This window comes from Desulfosporosinus sp. FKA, assembly GCF_002196785.1.
Classification (GTDB): Bacteria; Bacillota; Desulfitobacteriia; order Desulfitobacteriales; family Desulfitobacteriaceae; genus Desulfosporosinus; species Desulfosporosinus acididurans.
In genome coordinates this window covers 192737-207478 of record NZ_NAHZ01000030.1, presented here as the reverse complement: position 1 = coordinate 207478, position 14742 = coordinate 192737, and the positions used below count along the sequence as shown (strand labels likewise).

Here is a 14742-nt window from a genome sequence, read left to right as displayed (position 1 = left end):
CACTGAGATGTAAGTTGAAAGCTTTATTATATGGGTAAACCGTGACGAAGGAGGCTCACATAATGGAGTTTTTAAAAGTTGAAAATTTATGCAAGGTCTACGGCAAGGGCAACAATCAAGTTACCGCCCTTGACCATGTTTCACTTAGCATCGATAAGGGGGAGTTTACTGCAATCATCGGCTCCTCCGGCTCCGGCAAATCCACATTACTTCACATCATTGGCGGCGTGGACGTGCCGACAAGCGGAAAAGTCTATTTGGACGGGCAGGATGTCTATGCCCAAAACAATGAAAAACTCGCCATCTTCCGCAGGCGGCAGGTTGGGCTGATTTACCAGTTCCACAACCTCATTCCCACTCTGAATGTGGAGGAAAACATCACCTTGCCGATTCTGATGGACAAGCGAAAGGTCAACGAGGAACGGCTGAATGACCTGTTGGAGCTGCTTGGGCTAAAAGACCGCAAAACCCATTTGCCTAATCAGCTTTCCGGCGGTCAGCAACAGCGTGTTTCCATAGGACGCGCTTTGATGAACGCCCCGGCGGTCATGCTTGCCGACGAACCCACGGGCAGTTTGGACAGCCGAAATGGACATGAAATTATCAAGCTGCTGAAATTAAGCCATCAAAAATATCGGCAGACCCTTATCGTCGTCACCCATGATGAAACTATCGCCTTGCAAGCAGACCGCCTTATCGGTATATCAGACGGCAAAGTCGTGCGAGACGAGAGGGTGAGATCATGAACATTTTCCACAAAGTTACCCTGCAAAGCATGAAAAAAAGCCGCACACGAACGATTGTAACGGTGATCGGAGTTATTCTGTCCGCCGCCCTGATTACGGCAGTTGCCACCTTTGGTATTTCTCTGTTGAACTATATGGCTGAGGGCGCAGCCCAGAAATACGGCGGTTGGCATGTTGAGTTTGAGGATGTGAATTCTTCTTTCGCGGCGAAACAGGCAAGCAATGATAAAGTAGCTAATACCGCAACATTTGAAAATATCGGCTGCGCAAAACTTGACGGCGGGAAAAATCCCAACAAACCGTATCTTTTTATCGCCGGATTCAACAAAAAAACCTTTGCTGCCCTGCCTATCACTCTGGCATCCGGCAGGCTGCCGAAAAACAGCGGGGAGATTCTTGTTTCGGGGAGCGTCATGACAAAGGGCGGCGTTCAGTTCAAAGTAGGCGACACACTTACCCTTGCTGTCGGGAACCGCATGAACGGAAACAAGAAACTCGGTCAGGGCGACTCTTACATTCCCGGGAAAGAAACGCTTCTGCCCAAAGCAGAGAGAACTTACAAGGTGGTGGGCATCTGCCAAACGCCCCATTTTCAGGAAGATTCTTCACCGGGATACACCGTCATCACAACCTCAGATGCCGCAAACACGGCCGACGATCTCAGCTTGTTTGTCACACTGAAAAACCCGCGTGAAGTTCACGCTTACGCAAAAAGTACAGCCGAAAGCCATGCTTTCATCTTCAATAATGATGTACTGCGCTTCATGGGCCTTTCAAGCGATCCAGGCGATAAGGTGTTCAACGCACTTCTATACTCCGTCGGAGGCATTGTAGTCCTCATCATTATGATTGGTTCGATTTTCCTAATTTATAATTCCTTCAACATCTCCTTGAACGAGCGCACACACCAGTTCGGGATTCTCTCGTCGGTGGGAGCCACCGCAAAACAACTGCGCCATTCGGTACTGTTTGAGGGGCTTTGTATTGGTGCGATCGGCATACCGATTGGCGTTATTGTCGGAATAGGCAGCATGGGACTTGTGCTTTCCGTTGTCGCCAAGAATTTTGAAAACATACTTTACGATAACGTCCCTTTAACCTTAGCGGTATCCGCCCCCGTGATTATCGGCGCGGCGGCGGTCAGCATGGTTACGATTCTAATTTCGGCCTATATCCCGGCTCGCAAGGCTGCCAATATGCCTGTGATGGAGTGTATTCGCCAGACGCATGAGGTGAAAGTGGAAGCCAAAGCACTCAAAACTTCAAAACCGGCACAGCACATCTTCGGCCTGGAAGGAGCCCTTGCGCTGAAAAACTTCAAGAGAAACAAGAAACGTTATCGCAGCATTGTGTTGTCACTTGTTTTAAGCATCGTGTTGTTTATATCGGCCAGTGCTTTTGTAACGAATTTGAAACAGGCATCGGAACAGGCAAAAGCGGTTAGCAACTACGACATCGGTTTTGGCACACAGGATATGACCGACAGCAAAATGCTGCAGCTTTACGACAAACTGAAAACGGCCGCCGGTGTTACCGGCAGCTCCTATCAAGTTGTTATGAAGTATTCCTGCGCTGCCAAAGCAAGCGACCTTTCAGACGCTTATTGGGAATCCGCAGGGGCACATTCGTCGAACGAAACGGTAAATCTGCCCATGCAAATTCAGTTTCTTGATGACAGAACCTATCTGAAAATTATCAAAGGCTTGGGTTTGCCCGAGAAGGAATATACCGGGGCAAACGCAAAACTGATTGCCGTTGCCAAAATGCAAGGCCACAGCAATGATCTATTCAAGAGTTCTTCCCTGTATTTTACCATCGCTCCCGAAACAAATAGTGAGCTGAAAACGGAACATAGGCAAAACGTAAGCATTACGTTTGTCAATACCGTGCCGCCTGATACACCAGCGACGATAGGAATGTCCCTGCTGCGGCCATACACTATTATGGGAATGGCTCCCTACTCGCTCAAGGAGAAGCTTGTTCACACCGAGACTGCGTCGAATATCAGGGTTAAGGGCATGACCTTTCAGTCAAAGAATCCGTCCCAGTCTGTGGCTGAAATGAAAATGATGATTCAGGGCGAAGGAATTACAGCCTCGTATTTCCTTTTGAATTCGTCTGAAATATTTGATCAGAACCGCAACACGATATTCATTGCCAACGTGTTCGCTTATACGTTTATCATTATGATTTCGCTGATTGCCATTGCCAACGTATTCAACACAATTTCTACGAATATCAAGCTGCGTCGTCGGGAGCTTGCTATGCTCCGCTCTGTGGGAATGTCCGACCGCGATTTCAATAAAATGATGCGCTTTGAGTGCGCCTTTTATGGCCTGAGGGCGCTGCTTGTCGGGCTTCCTCTGGCCATCATCTTCTCCTGGCTGATTTACAAAGGAATGTTCAGCGGCGGAACGGAGAGTATTAATTTTGTATTGCCGTGGGCCAGTATCGGAATCAGCGTGTTCAGCGTGCTTCTTGTCATCTTTATCACCATGATGTATGCCATTAGCAAGATAAAAAGAGAAAATATCATTGATGCACTTCGGGATGACATGACTTGATTCAAACCGATATTGATTCTCCCAGACCTGTAGGCGTAAACAGTTTATATAAAACCAGGGTGAAAGCCCCTATCGGAATCGAGTTTTTCCCTAACTCTGAGATGGCAATCTTCACGGTATTCGCTGGTTTGGTCAAAGCTCTTTTTTCAAGAGTATCAATCAAAGGATTAAGCAGATAATGTTCCGCTCTGGATACTCCTCCGCTCAAAATGATCAGCGCAGGATTCAATATATTAATAAGATTGGCAAGCCCAATACCCAAATAACGTCCTGTATCCCCCAGTACTTCCGCAGCTACAAAGTCCCCATTTTGAGCCGCCTTACAGAGCATTTCAGCACTTATTTCATCCAAATCCCCCTGAACCCACTCTTCCAGAATTGACTCTTTCCCTAAACGAATAGCTTGCTGAGCTCTACGGGCCAAAGCAGCACCCCCAACCAAAGTTTCTAAACAACCATAATTTCCGCAGCTGCATTTCGGGCCGTTGCTGTCAATAGTGGTATGTCCAATTTCTCCAGCTGTAAAGGAGGAGCCACGATAAAGTTTATTATCAATAATGATACCTGCTCCAACTCCGGTTCCAATATGCACACAAATAAAATTCTGAATACCTACGCCCTTGCCAAACCAGCTTTCTCCTAAAGCTTGAGCCCGCACATCGTTTTCCACTTCCACCGGCAGCTGAAATCGATTTTCTAAAAACGATTTAATCGGGAGATCGCGCAAATTCAAATGTGGGGCAAACAAAGAAAGACCCTGCTCAGGATCAACCAATCCGTGCATGCCAACCCCGATGCCCAGGAATGATTCTTTCTGTTGATGAGTATTGTCCATAACATTCTGCACAGCTTTTTCCAGAGTCTGGAGAAACTGTTCTCGAGTTTGATTTGCCGCATACCTTGTTTCAAACTCTCCGATAATATTGCCATCAAGGTTTGCTGTCACAGCCTTTAACCGTTTTGCTCCAGCATAAACTCCTATAACATAAAAGGCAGAGGAGTTTATCCTGAGCAAAATAGGTTTCCGTCCTCCCGTAGATTCACCAAGAGTCCCTTCAATAACGAGCTTAGACTCAATTAACTCACTCACGAGATTGGTCACTGTCGGGGGGGTTAACTTTGTCAGCTTGGCAATTCTGGCGCGAGAGATGGGGCCATACTGCCTGACAACATTGAGAATCGTTGATTTATTTAAGGACTTCATTCCTTGAAAACTTCCCACAGGAATTGATTTACTCACTTTATCCTCCCCTCCTTTTCTCAATCTGTTTTCTAGCGAATGAGGATATCCGGCCGTTCATATAATTTTCCGTTTTTTTTAATCTGGAGATAATTCCATGTTCCTGTATGAGTTAAAAACTCGTTCCCATGTTCAGTAACCAGAAGAGTATCTTCGGACTTCAAACCCTTTAACGATGGATTCCAGGCAAATGCTTGATAACATTGTACGACCCCCGGAGACTCTAAGTTTGCTAAAAACTCCCGAGAAGCATATCCCGTTGGCCCGCCTTGATGAAGATAACGCCAATCGTCCGCATAACCCCATTGTCCATAGGCTTCAATACCCTGTCGGAATACTTCTCTGATCATCACTCCCGGCCGCGTTGCCAGATTAAAGGCCAGATCAATTTCAGCTAAGACTTTTCTTGTCTTCTGCAAGTCTTGCCCCAGAGCTCCAAAATGAACAAAGCGAGTTGCATTGGCAACTAAGCCCCATTTTTCTCCACAAAGGACGAGCATGGCATATCGTTCCAGCCTCTTCTCTGTTGGAAGGGGATGACGATAGGAAAAGATACGCTGATCAGTAGCCACTAGCAAAACGGGAGTCTGTATGCCCTGGCCGGCAACTTTAGCAATAAGAGATGATTGAATTTCAAATTCAGTCATACCCGGCATGATCTCCCGACAAGTTTCTTCCAGCGCTTTAGCAACTCTCAGAGATAACCAACGGTAACGCTCGATCTCATCTGACTCTAAAGCAAAGCTCAGTTCAGCTAGTTCCCTGGCGATATTCCGCCCCTGGATATTAGCTAAAGATTCAGCAGGAACATCCATACCTATGGTCTTTCCCTTACACAACTTGCCGATCGTCTCTTCCGTTCCCTCATACCACTCCGAAGTGATCCACTCCCAAGGGAACTCGGCTAATTCTTCTTCCAGCAAACGAGCGTGCTCCATCTTAGTAGTTAGACAATAAACCGTATCTTTAAATATCAGGACATCGGCTACACCAAGTTCCATAGAGGTAACAATGAAATTTCTTTTCCCATTTGTCAGCCAGGAAAAGCTTCGGCGCTGACGAAGAAGAACTCCCTCTAAGTTCATTGCCGACATAAGAGTGCGGATTTTTGCCAACTTCCGGGCAACCCTTTTCATTTTCCATACCCCTGCGGATGATTTTTATGCCACTTCCAAGCCGTTTGCAAAATCTGTTCCAGACTGTTAAATTGCGGTTTCCATTCCAGCTCTTTTTGAGCCATTTTTGAAGAGGCAATGAGTACGGCAGGATCTCCTGCCCGCCGCGGTGCGATTTTTAGGGGAATCGGATGTCCCGTTACTTCTCGGGCTTTTTCAACGACTTGCTTGACAGAAAAGCCCTCTCCATTGCCTAAATTATAAATAGCGCTCTCGTCAGTTTGTCTGAGCTTTTGCAGCGCTAACCAGTGAGCATTGGCCAGGTCAGAAACATGGATATAATCGCGGATACAGGTCCCATCGGCTGTAGGATAATCATCGCCAAAAACAGCCAGTTGTTCTCGCTGGCCTAGAGCCACTTGTAAAATGATCGGGATCAAATGACTTTCCGGTTGATGATCTTCACCAATATGCCCGTCGAGATGCGCGCCCGCAGCATTAAAATATCTCAAGGCGACAAACTTAACCCCATAGGCTTGGTCACACCATTTCAACATCTTTTCAATAGCTAGTTTGGTCTCACCGTAGGGATTGGTGGGTTCTTTGCGGTCTGTTTCGCGAATAGGGATCGATTCCGGTTCTCCATAGGCAGCCGCAGTAGAAGAAAAGACAATCCTTTTAACTCCGTGTTTAACCATTCCTGCCAAAAGGTTTTGAGCAGTAATCACATTATTATCATAATATTTTAGGGGATCTTGAACACTTTCCCCAACTAAGGAATCAGCCGCAAAGTGAATGACAGCCTCAACCTTATTCTCAGAAAATACCCGATCAAGGAGTTGCTGATCGCGAATGTCCCCTTCATAAAACTTTCCGGTCATGACAGCCTCACGGTGTCCCTTCTGAAGATTATCGAGGACAATGACCTCTTCACCTTTTGCCAAAAATTCAACAACGGTATGGCTTCCAATATAGCCGGCCCCGCCGGTTACTAATATCGACATCTTTCAACCTCCTTTAAAGTTCCCGTGCGCCATCACCACAATCGCAGACATAAAACTCCGGTATCAAACCTGTTCTGGCGCTATAGTTCTTGGTAACCTGAACTTTGAAATTCTTAACAGCTCCCTGATGAACCAAGCTTACAGTACACCCGCCAAAGCCAGCCCCTGTCATTCTCGTCCCGATACACCCCGGAACTTTTCTTGCTTCTTCAAAGAGAGCGTCCAATTCCGCTCCCGTCACTTCAAAAAAATCCCGCAGCGATACATGAGATTGAATCATGAGCTTGCCGAATTCTGTGAGATCCCCCATTTGCAGAGCTTGGGCGGAAGCTATCGTTCTAGCATTTTCTCGGACAATATGTTCCAGACGTTTTCTAACTTTGAAAGATTCTATTTCTTCCCGAACAGCTTTCCATTGTTCCGGTGTCAGATCCCCTAAGGAACTAAATTCAGGAAGAAGCATTTGAAGTTTCTTAACTCCTTCCTCACATTCCAGCCTTCTTTGATTATAGTTCGATTCGGTCAGGCTGCGTTGTTTCTTGGAATTCGTAATCACCAACTGATAATCTCCTAAGGACAAGGGAACATATCGATAATCAAGGGTATCGCATTTTAAGAGAATAGCCTGTCCGGCTTTCCCCATGCCCGAAGCAAACTGATCCATAATGCCGCAATTTACGCCCACGAATTGATTTTCGGCACGTTGTGCCAGTTGAGTCAATCCAATTAAAGCACATTCCAAGCCTTCAACAGCTTTTACCGCTATGGCCGTCGCCATTTCAAGGGATGCCGAGGAGGATAATCCGGCTCCTTTAGGAATATTTCCTGCAAATAAAATATCGCAGCCAGACAATTTGATCCCTAATTTCTTGAATTCTGCCAAAACACCTTTGGGATAGTTTGCCCAGCTATCTTGCCGATTAATAATCTCGCCGACATTGAATTCAACCTTTTCCGGAAAGCTCGTTGAGGCCAAACGAAACATCCCATCTTGTCTGTGCCGTACTACCGCCCAAGTACCAGAGGTCAAAGCAGCAGGCAAGACATAACCGCCCGTAAAATCCGTGTGTTCTCCGATCAGGTTCACTCGGCCCGGTGCAAAGAAAATCCGGCAATCATGACTATCAATGCCAAACTGGTGACAAAAGTTCTTGCGTAAGATATTTAAGTGCATTTGCCGGCACATCCTTCTTTTTGCAGATACTTTTGAAAGGCCTGCCGCAAATGTTCTGACGTTTCCTCAACAGCTTGAGGATTCGCCGGAGCCCAAGCCCCCATTTCCGAGGAGGCATAATATTTTAGTTTTCCCGCATCTCTCAAGGGTGTATAAAACTCAATATGAAAGTGATAAAATTCCCGAGCAGCGTAATCATGTACAGGACGCTGATGAATAACCATCATATATGGGAATAGGCGATTGAACAATGTATCCATAGCCCCGGTCATATATTTTAAGATCTCGGCCAGACTTCGCTTTTCCCCTCGGGAAAAATCACTCAAAGCAGTTTTATGGTTTTTGCTGACAATAAATAAACCGTAGGGATAGTCGGTAAAGAAGGGAATATAGGCGAGGAAATGCTCATTTTCATAGATAACACGCTTTTTGAAATCTAATTCAGCGTTATTCAGATCGCAAATCAAACATGATCCCTTCGCAGTATGATAGCTGCGACAGTTTTCCAATTCCGTTCGAATCTTAAGTGGAATCCATGAATAAGCATAGATCTGTCCATGCGGGTGAGGCATCGTCACACCACATTCCTCACCCCGGTTTTCAAAGATCATAATATATTGATGGTTTGCTTCTTGGCTTAAGGCTATAAATCGCTCTGTCCATAAATCAATCAACTTTTCGATATGTTCCAATGAAAGCTCAGGCAATGTCGTTGTATGATTAGGCGAATAGAGAATTACCTCACATTTTCCCAAGGCTTTTTGGGTCCGAAAGAGGGAAGCCGCTACCGGATCCGGCTCCGGAGGGTTTGCCATTAACGCCGGAAAATCATTATCATATTTCAAAACATCATAGTGTTCCGGAACTTTACCTGACCCCGGACAAAAGGGGCATTCACCTTTCGGCATGTTCGGCCTGTTTTGTCTGTTTGACGCTACCATTGTCCAATCCCCTAACAATGGATTATAACGCAATTCAGTCATTACCCTACTCCCTTTTTACAAAAAGTAAAACTATTTTCTGTCACCTGCTCTTTTATTATAATATATTAAATTAAATTAATTAAGTAATTTGTCCAAAATATAACGCCAAAAATATATAAATTAGGAGGATCTCAGACCAATCCCGTTAATCGTCAGAAACTTTCTTTTATCTCCAATAATCGCTATACGTCGAAAAATAAGCGAGAGAGCCTGAGGAATATGCTCCCCAAAACTTCTCGCTAATCACAATAACCCTTATGCCGCAGCTTCATAATATGCTCTTGCAAAATAGTCTCCAAATCTATTCCATATTGTTCCTCAAGAACAAACATCATGGTAACAGCAGTCTGTGCCACATCGACCAACTCGCTAGCTACTCTTTGCATGGCTTCCTCTTCTTCGAGACGTTGTCGTTCGCCGCTTAGTCCTCTGAATTTACCAATTGCTTGGGCAAGTTCTCCAGATTCCTCCATAATCTTTAACGCCGTACTCTCCAAGGAGGGGCTCAAGCGATTTAAGCGCGGCAGAGTCACAGTTTTGGTGGCACATTGTTCTTTCCCCGATTTATGATCCATTTCACTCTCGCACCTCCCCTGCCATCAATCCCTTTATCCGGTTTTTAAGGCCCCCACTTCTATAAGTGGGGGTGGGTCCTTCGTTAACTTATTATACCATTCTTCTGGAATGAACGCATTAGCTCTACCCGAGTGCCTTTGCCGACAGCAAATTATAGTGTCATTTGCTGTCGAAGCAAAGTGTTTCAGACCTAATTCCCCTTACTGCTGTTTCAACATTTCTAAAAAAACCTTCTCTGCAGTAACAGGTAAATGATGAACTTGAACTCCAACTGCATTATATACTGCATTGACAATCGCCGGAGGCGGAGTATTGGCTACAACCTCGCCAATAGACTTTGCTCCGAAGGGACCTGACGGTTCATAACTTTCTTCAAAGGCAATGCGAACATTTCCAACGTCTTGGCGGCAGGGAATCTTATATTGCATAAAGGTATTCGTCTCCATTTTGCCCAAGTTACTATATCGAACTTCTTCGAAAAGAGCCATACCTATTCCTTGGACAATTCCTCCCTCAGCTTGAATTCGAGCCAAGTTAGGATTAATCATCGTCCCGCAATCCACAACGGCAACATAGTCGATTAAATCAACTTTGCCTGTTTCCACATCCACTTCCACTTCTGCAAATCCTGCCACATAAGGAGGCGGAGAAATTTGACTGCCATGGGTTGCCATTGCCGCCAACTGAAGATTTCCCATCCCTAAAATCGTTTGTTCGGCAATTTTAGCAAGACTGATCTCTCCTTCTCCGTCAATCCTGCGCACGGAAAGTTCTTCAAATATAACATTCTCTTTAGAAACTCCCAAGAACTTAGCGCCTTGGTCTAAGATTTTACCTTTTAACTCTTCCGCAGCTTTAATGACCGCAGTGCCGGCTAAATAGGTTGTGCTTGAGGCATAGGAACCGGGATCAAAAGGAGAAGTGTCCGTATCCCCTGCACTGACGTAAATCTTGTCCAGTGGGACTTCTAAAACTTCAGCTGCTATTTGACTCAGGATCGTATCGCAGCCGGTTCCCATATCCGTTGCCCCAATAAGCAGGGCGAAGTTTCCATCATCAGTTAAGCGTATCTCAGCAGAAGCCGTGCCGATATTGGCTATTCCTGAACCCTGCATTGTAATAGCCATACCTACTCCCCTGACCTTTGTTCCGCTCAACGTCTGACGCGGAAATTTTTCCTTCCAGCCGATCATCTCCCGCCCCTTTTTAATGCAGCGATCTAAGGCTGTGCTGCCAAGCTGAACCCCATGACCAGTCAGAAAGGTCTCACCCTTTTGGCTGATATTCTTCAGGCGAACCTCTGTCGGGTCAATGGCTAAACGTTCCGCAAGCTTATTAACCGCTGATTCTAAAGCGAAGGTTCCCTGAGTAGCACCATATCCCCGGAAAGCTCCGGCAGGCATTTTATTGGTATAGACCGCGTTTCCCCGAATCCGAACAGCTTTCGTTTTATTGTACAGCGGCAGCGTATATTCCCCCACACAGCTTAAGACGGTAGACGCATGTTCTCCATAAGCTCCTGTATCCGATAGAACTTCAAGATCAATTGCTCGAATAAACCCATCAGCATCCGCTCCCAGTCTCACTTTAATTCTCATGGCATGACGGCTGGTGGTACAGCTAAAGGTTTCCTGACGATCATAGATAATCATGGCCGGTTTGCCCGTTCTTAAAGTAACCAAAGCGGCAAAGACATCTCCGGCTCCTGTCTGCTTGCCCCCGAACCCGCCTCCGATTCTCGGCTTAATTACCCGAATCTTAGTTGCCGGGATCTGCAGGGCTCGGGCCAATTGTCTCTTAATATGAAAGGGAACCTGGGTGGAGCTGACCACCACTAACCTTCCCATATGATCCTGATAGGTAAAGGAACGATAGGTTTCCATCATGGCATGGGCCTGGGCCTGAGGATAATAAACGTCTTCAACAACGAACTCACAGTCTTTGAGGACTTTTTCGACATCTCCCACGGCTTGTTCATGGGAAGAAACAATATTCTGTTCTTTATGCAATCCAATATCAAAATTACAGGTTAAATCCTCTTCGAAGTGAACCACTGAAGGATGACCTATGGCCTTCTCAAAATCCAAAACCGGCTCCAGTACGTCATACTCAACGTTGATCAGCTTCATTGCTTTCAGAGCCGTTTTTTCATCCACTGCAGCAATAATGGCCACTTCATCGCCGACATAACGAACAACATTCTCCAGAATCATGCGGTCATAGGGTGAAGGTTCAGGGTAGGATTGTCCGGCTAAAGTGAAGCGCACCTTAGGTACATCTTTATAGGTAAGAATACACTCTACGCCCTCGACCCTTTCTGCTTTCGACGTATCAATACTTATAATTTTAGCAAAAGCATGAGGACTCCTAAGAATTTTCAGGACCAGAGCATGGGGCATAGCTAGATCCTCTGTATAAGCAGGTTTACCCGTAGCTATTGACAAGCCGTCAATTTTCGGAATACTGTGGCCAACGTTCCTCAAATTTACTGCTTCCACTTAAGCCACCCCCAAATAGGTTTTGACTGCTCGAAGCTGCCCCATATAGCCGGTACAGCGGCATAAGTTTCCGGTCAAATAGTGAATAATTTCATCTTCCGTAGGGTTGTCCAACTCATTTTTCATGGCCAGAACATTCATAATAAACCCGGGACTGCAAAATCCGCATTGTTCTGCTCCCTCAGCGGTGAGTATATGGGCAAACTCCTCTGCAGCCTGAGAAACTCCCTCAATAGTTGTGATCTTTTTACCATGCGCCCGCATTGCTAAAATAGAACAAGATAAAACCGGTTTGCCGTCCATCCAGACCGTACATAAGCCGCAGCAGCTTGTATCACAAGCTTTCTTGACACTAAGATACCCGTGAGCGCGAAGAGTATCCGCTAAAAACTCGTCTTTTTCGATATCCCAAGTTACCAATTTATCATTAACGATTAATTCGATTTGCATTGTAAAACCTCCATAATCTCTCGTTTAACCAACACTTGGCAAAGAGCTTTACGATAACCGGCTGTTCCTCGGGTATTGGTTCCAAAGGATAACTCATCTGCAGCGATTTTGGCGGCCGCTTCGATTTCCTCAGCGCTTAAATGTCCTTGGCTTAAAGCTCTCGAAGCAGTTTCTGCAATCACTGCTCTTCCCGGTCTTGCCCCAACTGCAATGGTCCATTGCTTATCAAGATTTGAAACGGCCACATTCAAAACTGCAAAATCACTGGCTGATTTTCTGAAACTGGAAAAAGCGGCTGATCTTTGGTTTTTCTTGATTCTGAGTTGAACTAAAATATCTTTTTCATAAGGCTTTTGTAAAAAATCTTGCAGGGGCATTCTGCCGCCATTATATAATTCGACCTCGGTGTCCAAGACTAACAAGGCTGTAAGAAGGTCGGAGAAACCGTATCTCGAATAGACCGAAGCCCCCACCGTAACACCATTTCTGAACTGTACGCCGATTATATTCCTTACCGATTGAGAAAGAATGCCGCCAAAGGCGTCTCTTAAAAGGGCATTTGTTTCCAGATCTCTGAGAGCCGCCATAGCTCCGATTACAATAAACCCATTGTCTTCCCTTATATAATCAAGGTTCAGTCTTGAAAGATCGATACCGGTTCCAATCCGCTTTTTACTCATCTTTAAAAAAGCACAACCGCCAAGAATCGTATTATTTTTTCTCTTCGTAAGAATCTCAAAGGCTTCCTCTAATTTATCTGGCTGTGCCATATCAAGTACTGTAAACACCTTGTCAGTCCCCTCTCGATCATTTACCAGCTAACAATTTGCAAAACAAAACTCAGGTGAGCGATTTCAACTCAAATTCACTGAGAGAAACCTCGCCCGCCTGAGCTTAAAGCCAACAACTAATACCACTTGCCCTTCATCCAATACGATATCAATACGACATTAATAATGAAGGCACGTGTTTAATCCCGCCATAGATAAACAGCTAACTTTCATGTTAGCATCCGTTTACTAGGTGCTTCGCTCATAGTCGGACCATTTACGGCAGTCCGGTAGAAACTTGCAGACCTTATCTCTGCGACTATATGAACATATTTAGTTATTTACAAAGGTTATTCTACTAAAATTATTGCAGCAGGTCAATATGTATTTCGAACAATCCTATAAGAGCCATAGGAATCGTTCGATTTTTTCCAGTACTTATTGTATCTAAGCTGCCCAAAGTTCAATGTCTCAGTGAACCCGTTCAGCTAAAGCCGAACATCGGGGCTTCGGTGGGGGACTCTCCCCCTACCGAAGCAAGGTGTGGAAATAATCACCATTTGTGGGAGCAAAAACCTTACGATTGGATCAACTATTTTAGCTATGAATGCCTAACCTATGAAAGACTAAATAAGAGTATCCAATGGGTACTAATGCAATAATAGCCATAACAAGAATAAAACTAAGCCCATTGAAAGTTATCCCACCAAGAGCCAAAAGAATGTTCAGAATTCCGCCCAAAACCCATAACGGAGCTGCTAACCTATGTGTTTTTCGCCATACTTCTTCGCTGGCGAGAGTCCAAGGAGTTCTAATACCTACAAAATAATTATGCTTGAATCTGCCCATAACATTCCCTATTAAGATAAAGAGCAGGGAAACCATAATCTCGATTAAAGCCGGTTGATTCACAACCCTGCCTGAGGCAATTAATAAGGTTATTAAATGCATCCCCAAGGAAAAAATAACAACCAAATATTTGAGAAACTGATAGGTCGATTCAAAGGCACGATAGTTTTTCCGTTTAGGGTCGATAAAAGGCAAAGCCACAAACATAATATACAACGCTAAACTAATTACAGGCATTCCAAAAGCCCCAAACAACTTGCTGCCATAACCATTAACCTGGCCTTGCGCATTCCAGTGAATTGGAACTCTGTTCGGAAGGGATGGATAGAAATAAATACCGATAGCAAAGCCCAAAACAATCAGGATCAGGATCGGCCAATCTTTCTTTAACAAACTGCTAACATTCTTCATCGCTGTTTCCTCCTTCATTGACATGACTGGCATTAAAAAACCAATTAACAACTTCTTGAAAGACTGTCGTATTTAACGAATAGTAAATGTTTTGCCCCTTTCGTTCATCCGTTACCAACTGGGCCTGTTTTAACGTACTAAGATGATGTGAAATGCTGGGTTTCGTCATCTTAAATTGGTCCGCGATTTCACCGGCAGTCATATCATGTTCTTTGAGCAGCAAAATTATTTTCCGCCTTGTGGGATCTGCCAGTGCTTTAAAGGGAAGGTTAAGCATTCCATCACGCTCCTTCAGTGAACTCGTTCTGCTAAAGCTTTGAAACCGCTCCCACTTACAAAAGTAGAAGTCTTAAATCAGATAA

Annotated in this window: 13 protein-coding genes and 1 riboswitch; of the genes, 2 read left to right on the top strand and 11 right to left on the bottom strand. The window is 45.0% G+C overall.

What is annotated here, in order from left to right:
• The first annotated feature begins 62 nt into the window (after positions 1–62).
• Entirely contained in the window at positions 63–746 is a 684-nt protein-coding gene (locus B5771_RS14825) for an ABC transporter ATP-binding protein (RefSeq protein WP_088188222.1), read from the top strand.
• A complete protein-coding gene (locus tag B5771_RS14820; protein ID WP_088188221.1) occupies positions 743–3310 on the top strand; it encodes an FtsX-like permease family protein in 2568 nt (855 codons plus the stop codon). The genes B5771_RS14825 and B5771_RS14820 overlap by 4 nt, the downstream gene beginning before the upstream one ends.
• Position 3311: 1 nt before the next feature.
• Here B5771_RS14820 and B5771_RS14815 read toward each other — a convergent pair whose 3' ends face one another.
• The 11 genes from B5771_RS14815 to B5771_RS14765 all read right to left on the bottom strand — a co-directional run bounded on the left by B5771_RS14815 (position 3312) and on the right by B5771_RS14765 (position 14657).
• On the bottom strand, positions 3312–4550 hold the full coding sequence (locus B5771_RS14815) for an ROK family transcriptional regulator (protein ID WP_088188220.1): 1239 nt from the start codon (positions 4548–4550) through the stop codon (positions 3312–3314).
• A gap of 32 nt (positions 4551–4582) precedes the next feature.
• Entirely contained in the window at positions 4583–5686 is a 1104-nt protein-coding gene (locus B5771_RS14810) for a M24 family metallopeptidase (RefSeq protein ID WP_088188219.1), read from the bottom strand.
• The gene (gene galE, locus B5771_RS14805; RefSeq protein WP_088188218.1) at positions 5683–6669 is read right to left on the bottom strand and encodes a UDP-glucose 4-epimerase GalE; all 987 of its coding nucleotides are present in this window, start codon (positions 6667–6669) and stop codon (positions 5683–5685) included. Before galE ends, B5771_RS14810 begins: the two co-directional genes overlap by 4 nt.
• A gap of 13 nt (positions 6670–6682) precedes the next feature.
• Complete coding sequence (locus B5771_RS14800; RefSeq protein WP_088188217.1) at positions 6683–7843, bottom strand: galactokinase; 1161 nt, start codon at positions 7841–7843, stop codon at positions 6683–6685.
• A complete protein-coding gene (gene galT / locus B5771_RS14795; RefSeq protein WP_088188216.1) occupies positions 7834–8826 on the bottom strand; it encodes a galactose-1-phosphate uridylyltransferase in 993 nt (330 codons plus the stop codon). The genes B5771_RS14800 and galT overlap by 10 nt, the downstream gene beginning before the upstream one ends.
• A 239-nt stretch (positions 8827–9065) precedes the next feature.
• A complete protein-coding gene (locus B5771_RS14790; protein WP_047810464.1) occupies positions 9066–9401 on the bottom strand; it encodes a MazG-like family protein in 336 nt (111 codons plus the stop codon).
• Positions 9402–9602: 201 nt separating this feature from the next.
• Positions 9603–11885, bottom strand: a complete 2283-nt coding sequence (locus B5771_RS14785) for a molybdopterin cofactor-binding domain-containing protein (protein WP_088188278.1) — start codon at positions 11883–11885, stop codon at positions 9603–9605.
• A gap of 15 nt (positions 11886–11900) precedes the next feature.
• Complete coding sequence (locus tag B5771_RS14780) at positions 11901–12350, bottom strand: 2Fe-2S iron-sulfur cluster-binding protein (protein ID WP_088188215.1); 450 nt, start codon at positions 12348–12350, stop codon at positions 11901–11903.
• Positions 12335–13138 (bottom strand): FAD binding domain-containing protein, encoded by an 804-nt coding sequence (locus tag B5771_RS14775; RefSeq protein WP_088188214.1) that lies wholly within the window; start codon positions 13136–13138, stop codon positions 12335–12337. Before B5771_RS14775 ends, B5771_RS14780 begins: the two co-directional genes overlap by 16 nt.
• Positions 13139–13365: 227 nt before the next feature.
• A riboswitch (purine riboswitch) is annotated at positions 13366–13467 on the bottom strand.
• 250 nt (positions 13468–13717) lie between these two features.
• Positions 13718–14380 carry an SdpI family protein gene (locus B5771_RS14770; protein ID WP_047810461.1) on the bottom strand — a complete coding sequence of 221 codons (663 nt, stop codon included), beginning with the start codon at positions 14378–14380 and terminating at the stop codon, positions 13718–13720.
• Positions 14367–14657 carry an autorepressor SdpR family transcription factor gene (locus B5771_RS14765; RefSeq protein WP_088188213.1) on the bottom strand — a complete coding sequence of 97 codons (291 nt, stop codon included), beginning with the start codon at positions 14655–14657 and terminating at the stop codon, positions 14367–14369. Before B5771_RS14765 ends, B5771_RS14770 begins: the two co-directional genes overlap by 14 nt.
• Positions 14658–14742 lie beyond the last annotated feature (85 nt).

Excerpts from the sequence above, each read along its gene's own strand:
- B5771_RS14825 (WP_088188222.1), top strand. The coding sequence starts at position 63 with ATGGAGTTTTTAAAAGTTGAAAATTTATGCAAGGTCTACGGCAAGGGC.
- B5771_RS14820 (WP_088188221.1), top strand. The coding sequence starts at position 743 with ATGAACATTTTCCACAAAGTTACCCTGCAAAGCATGAAAAAAAGCCGC.
- B5771_RS14810 (WP_088188219.1), bottom strand. The coding sequence starts at position 5,686 with ATGAAAAGGGTTGCCCGGAAGTTGGCAAAAATCCGCACTCTTATGTCG.
- galE (WP_088188218.1), bottom strand. The coding sequence starts at position 6,669 with ATGTCGATATTAGTAACCGGCGGGGCCGGCTATATTGGAAGCCATACC.
- B5771_RS14800 (WP_088188217.1), bottom strand. The coding sequence starts at position 7,843 with ATGCACTTAAATATCTTACGCAAGAACTTTTGTCACCAGTTTGGCATT.
- galT (WP_088188216.1), bottom strand. The coding sequence starts at position 8,826 with ATGACTGAATTGCGTTATAATCCATTGTTAGGGGATTGGACAATGGTA.
- B5771_RS14790 (WP_047810464.1), bottom strand. The coding sequence starts at position 9,401 with ATGGATCATAAATCGGGGAAAGAACAATGTGCCACCAAAACTGTGACT.
- B5771_RS14780 (WP_088188215.1), bottom strand. The coding sequence starts at position 12,350 with ATGCAAATCGAATTAATCGTTAATGATAAATTGGTAACTTGGGATATC.
- B5771_RS14770 (WP_047810461.1), bottom strand. The coding sequence starts at position 14,380 with ATGAAGAATGTTAGCAGTTTGTTAAAGAAAGATTGGCCGATCCTGATC.
- B5771_RS14765 (WP_088188213.1), bottom strand. The coding sequence starts at position 14,657 with ATGCTTAACCTTCCCTTTAAAGCACTGGCAGATCCCACAAGGCGGAAA.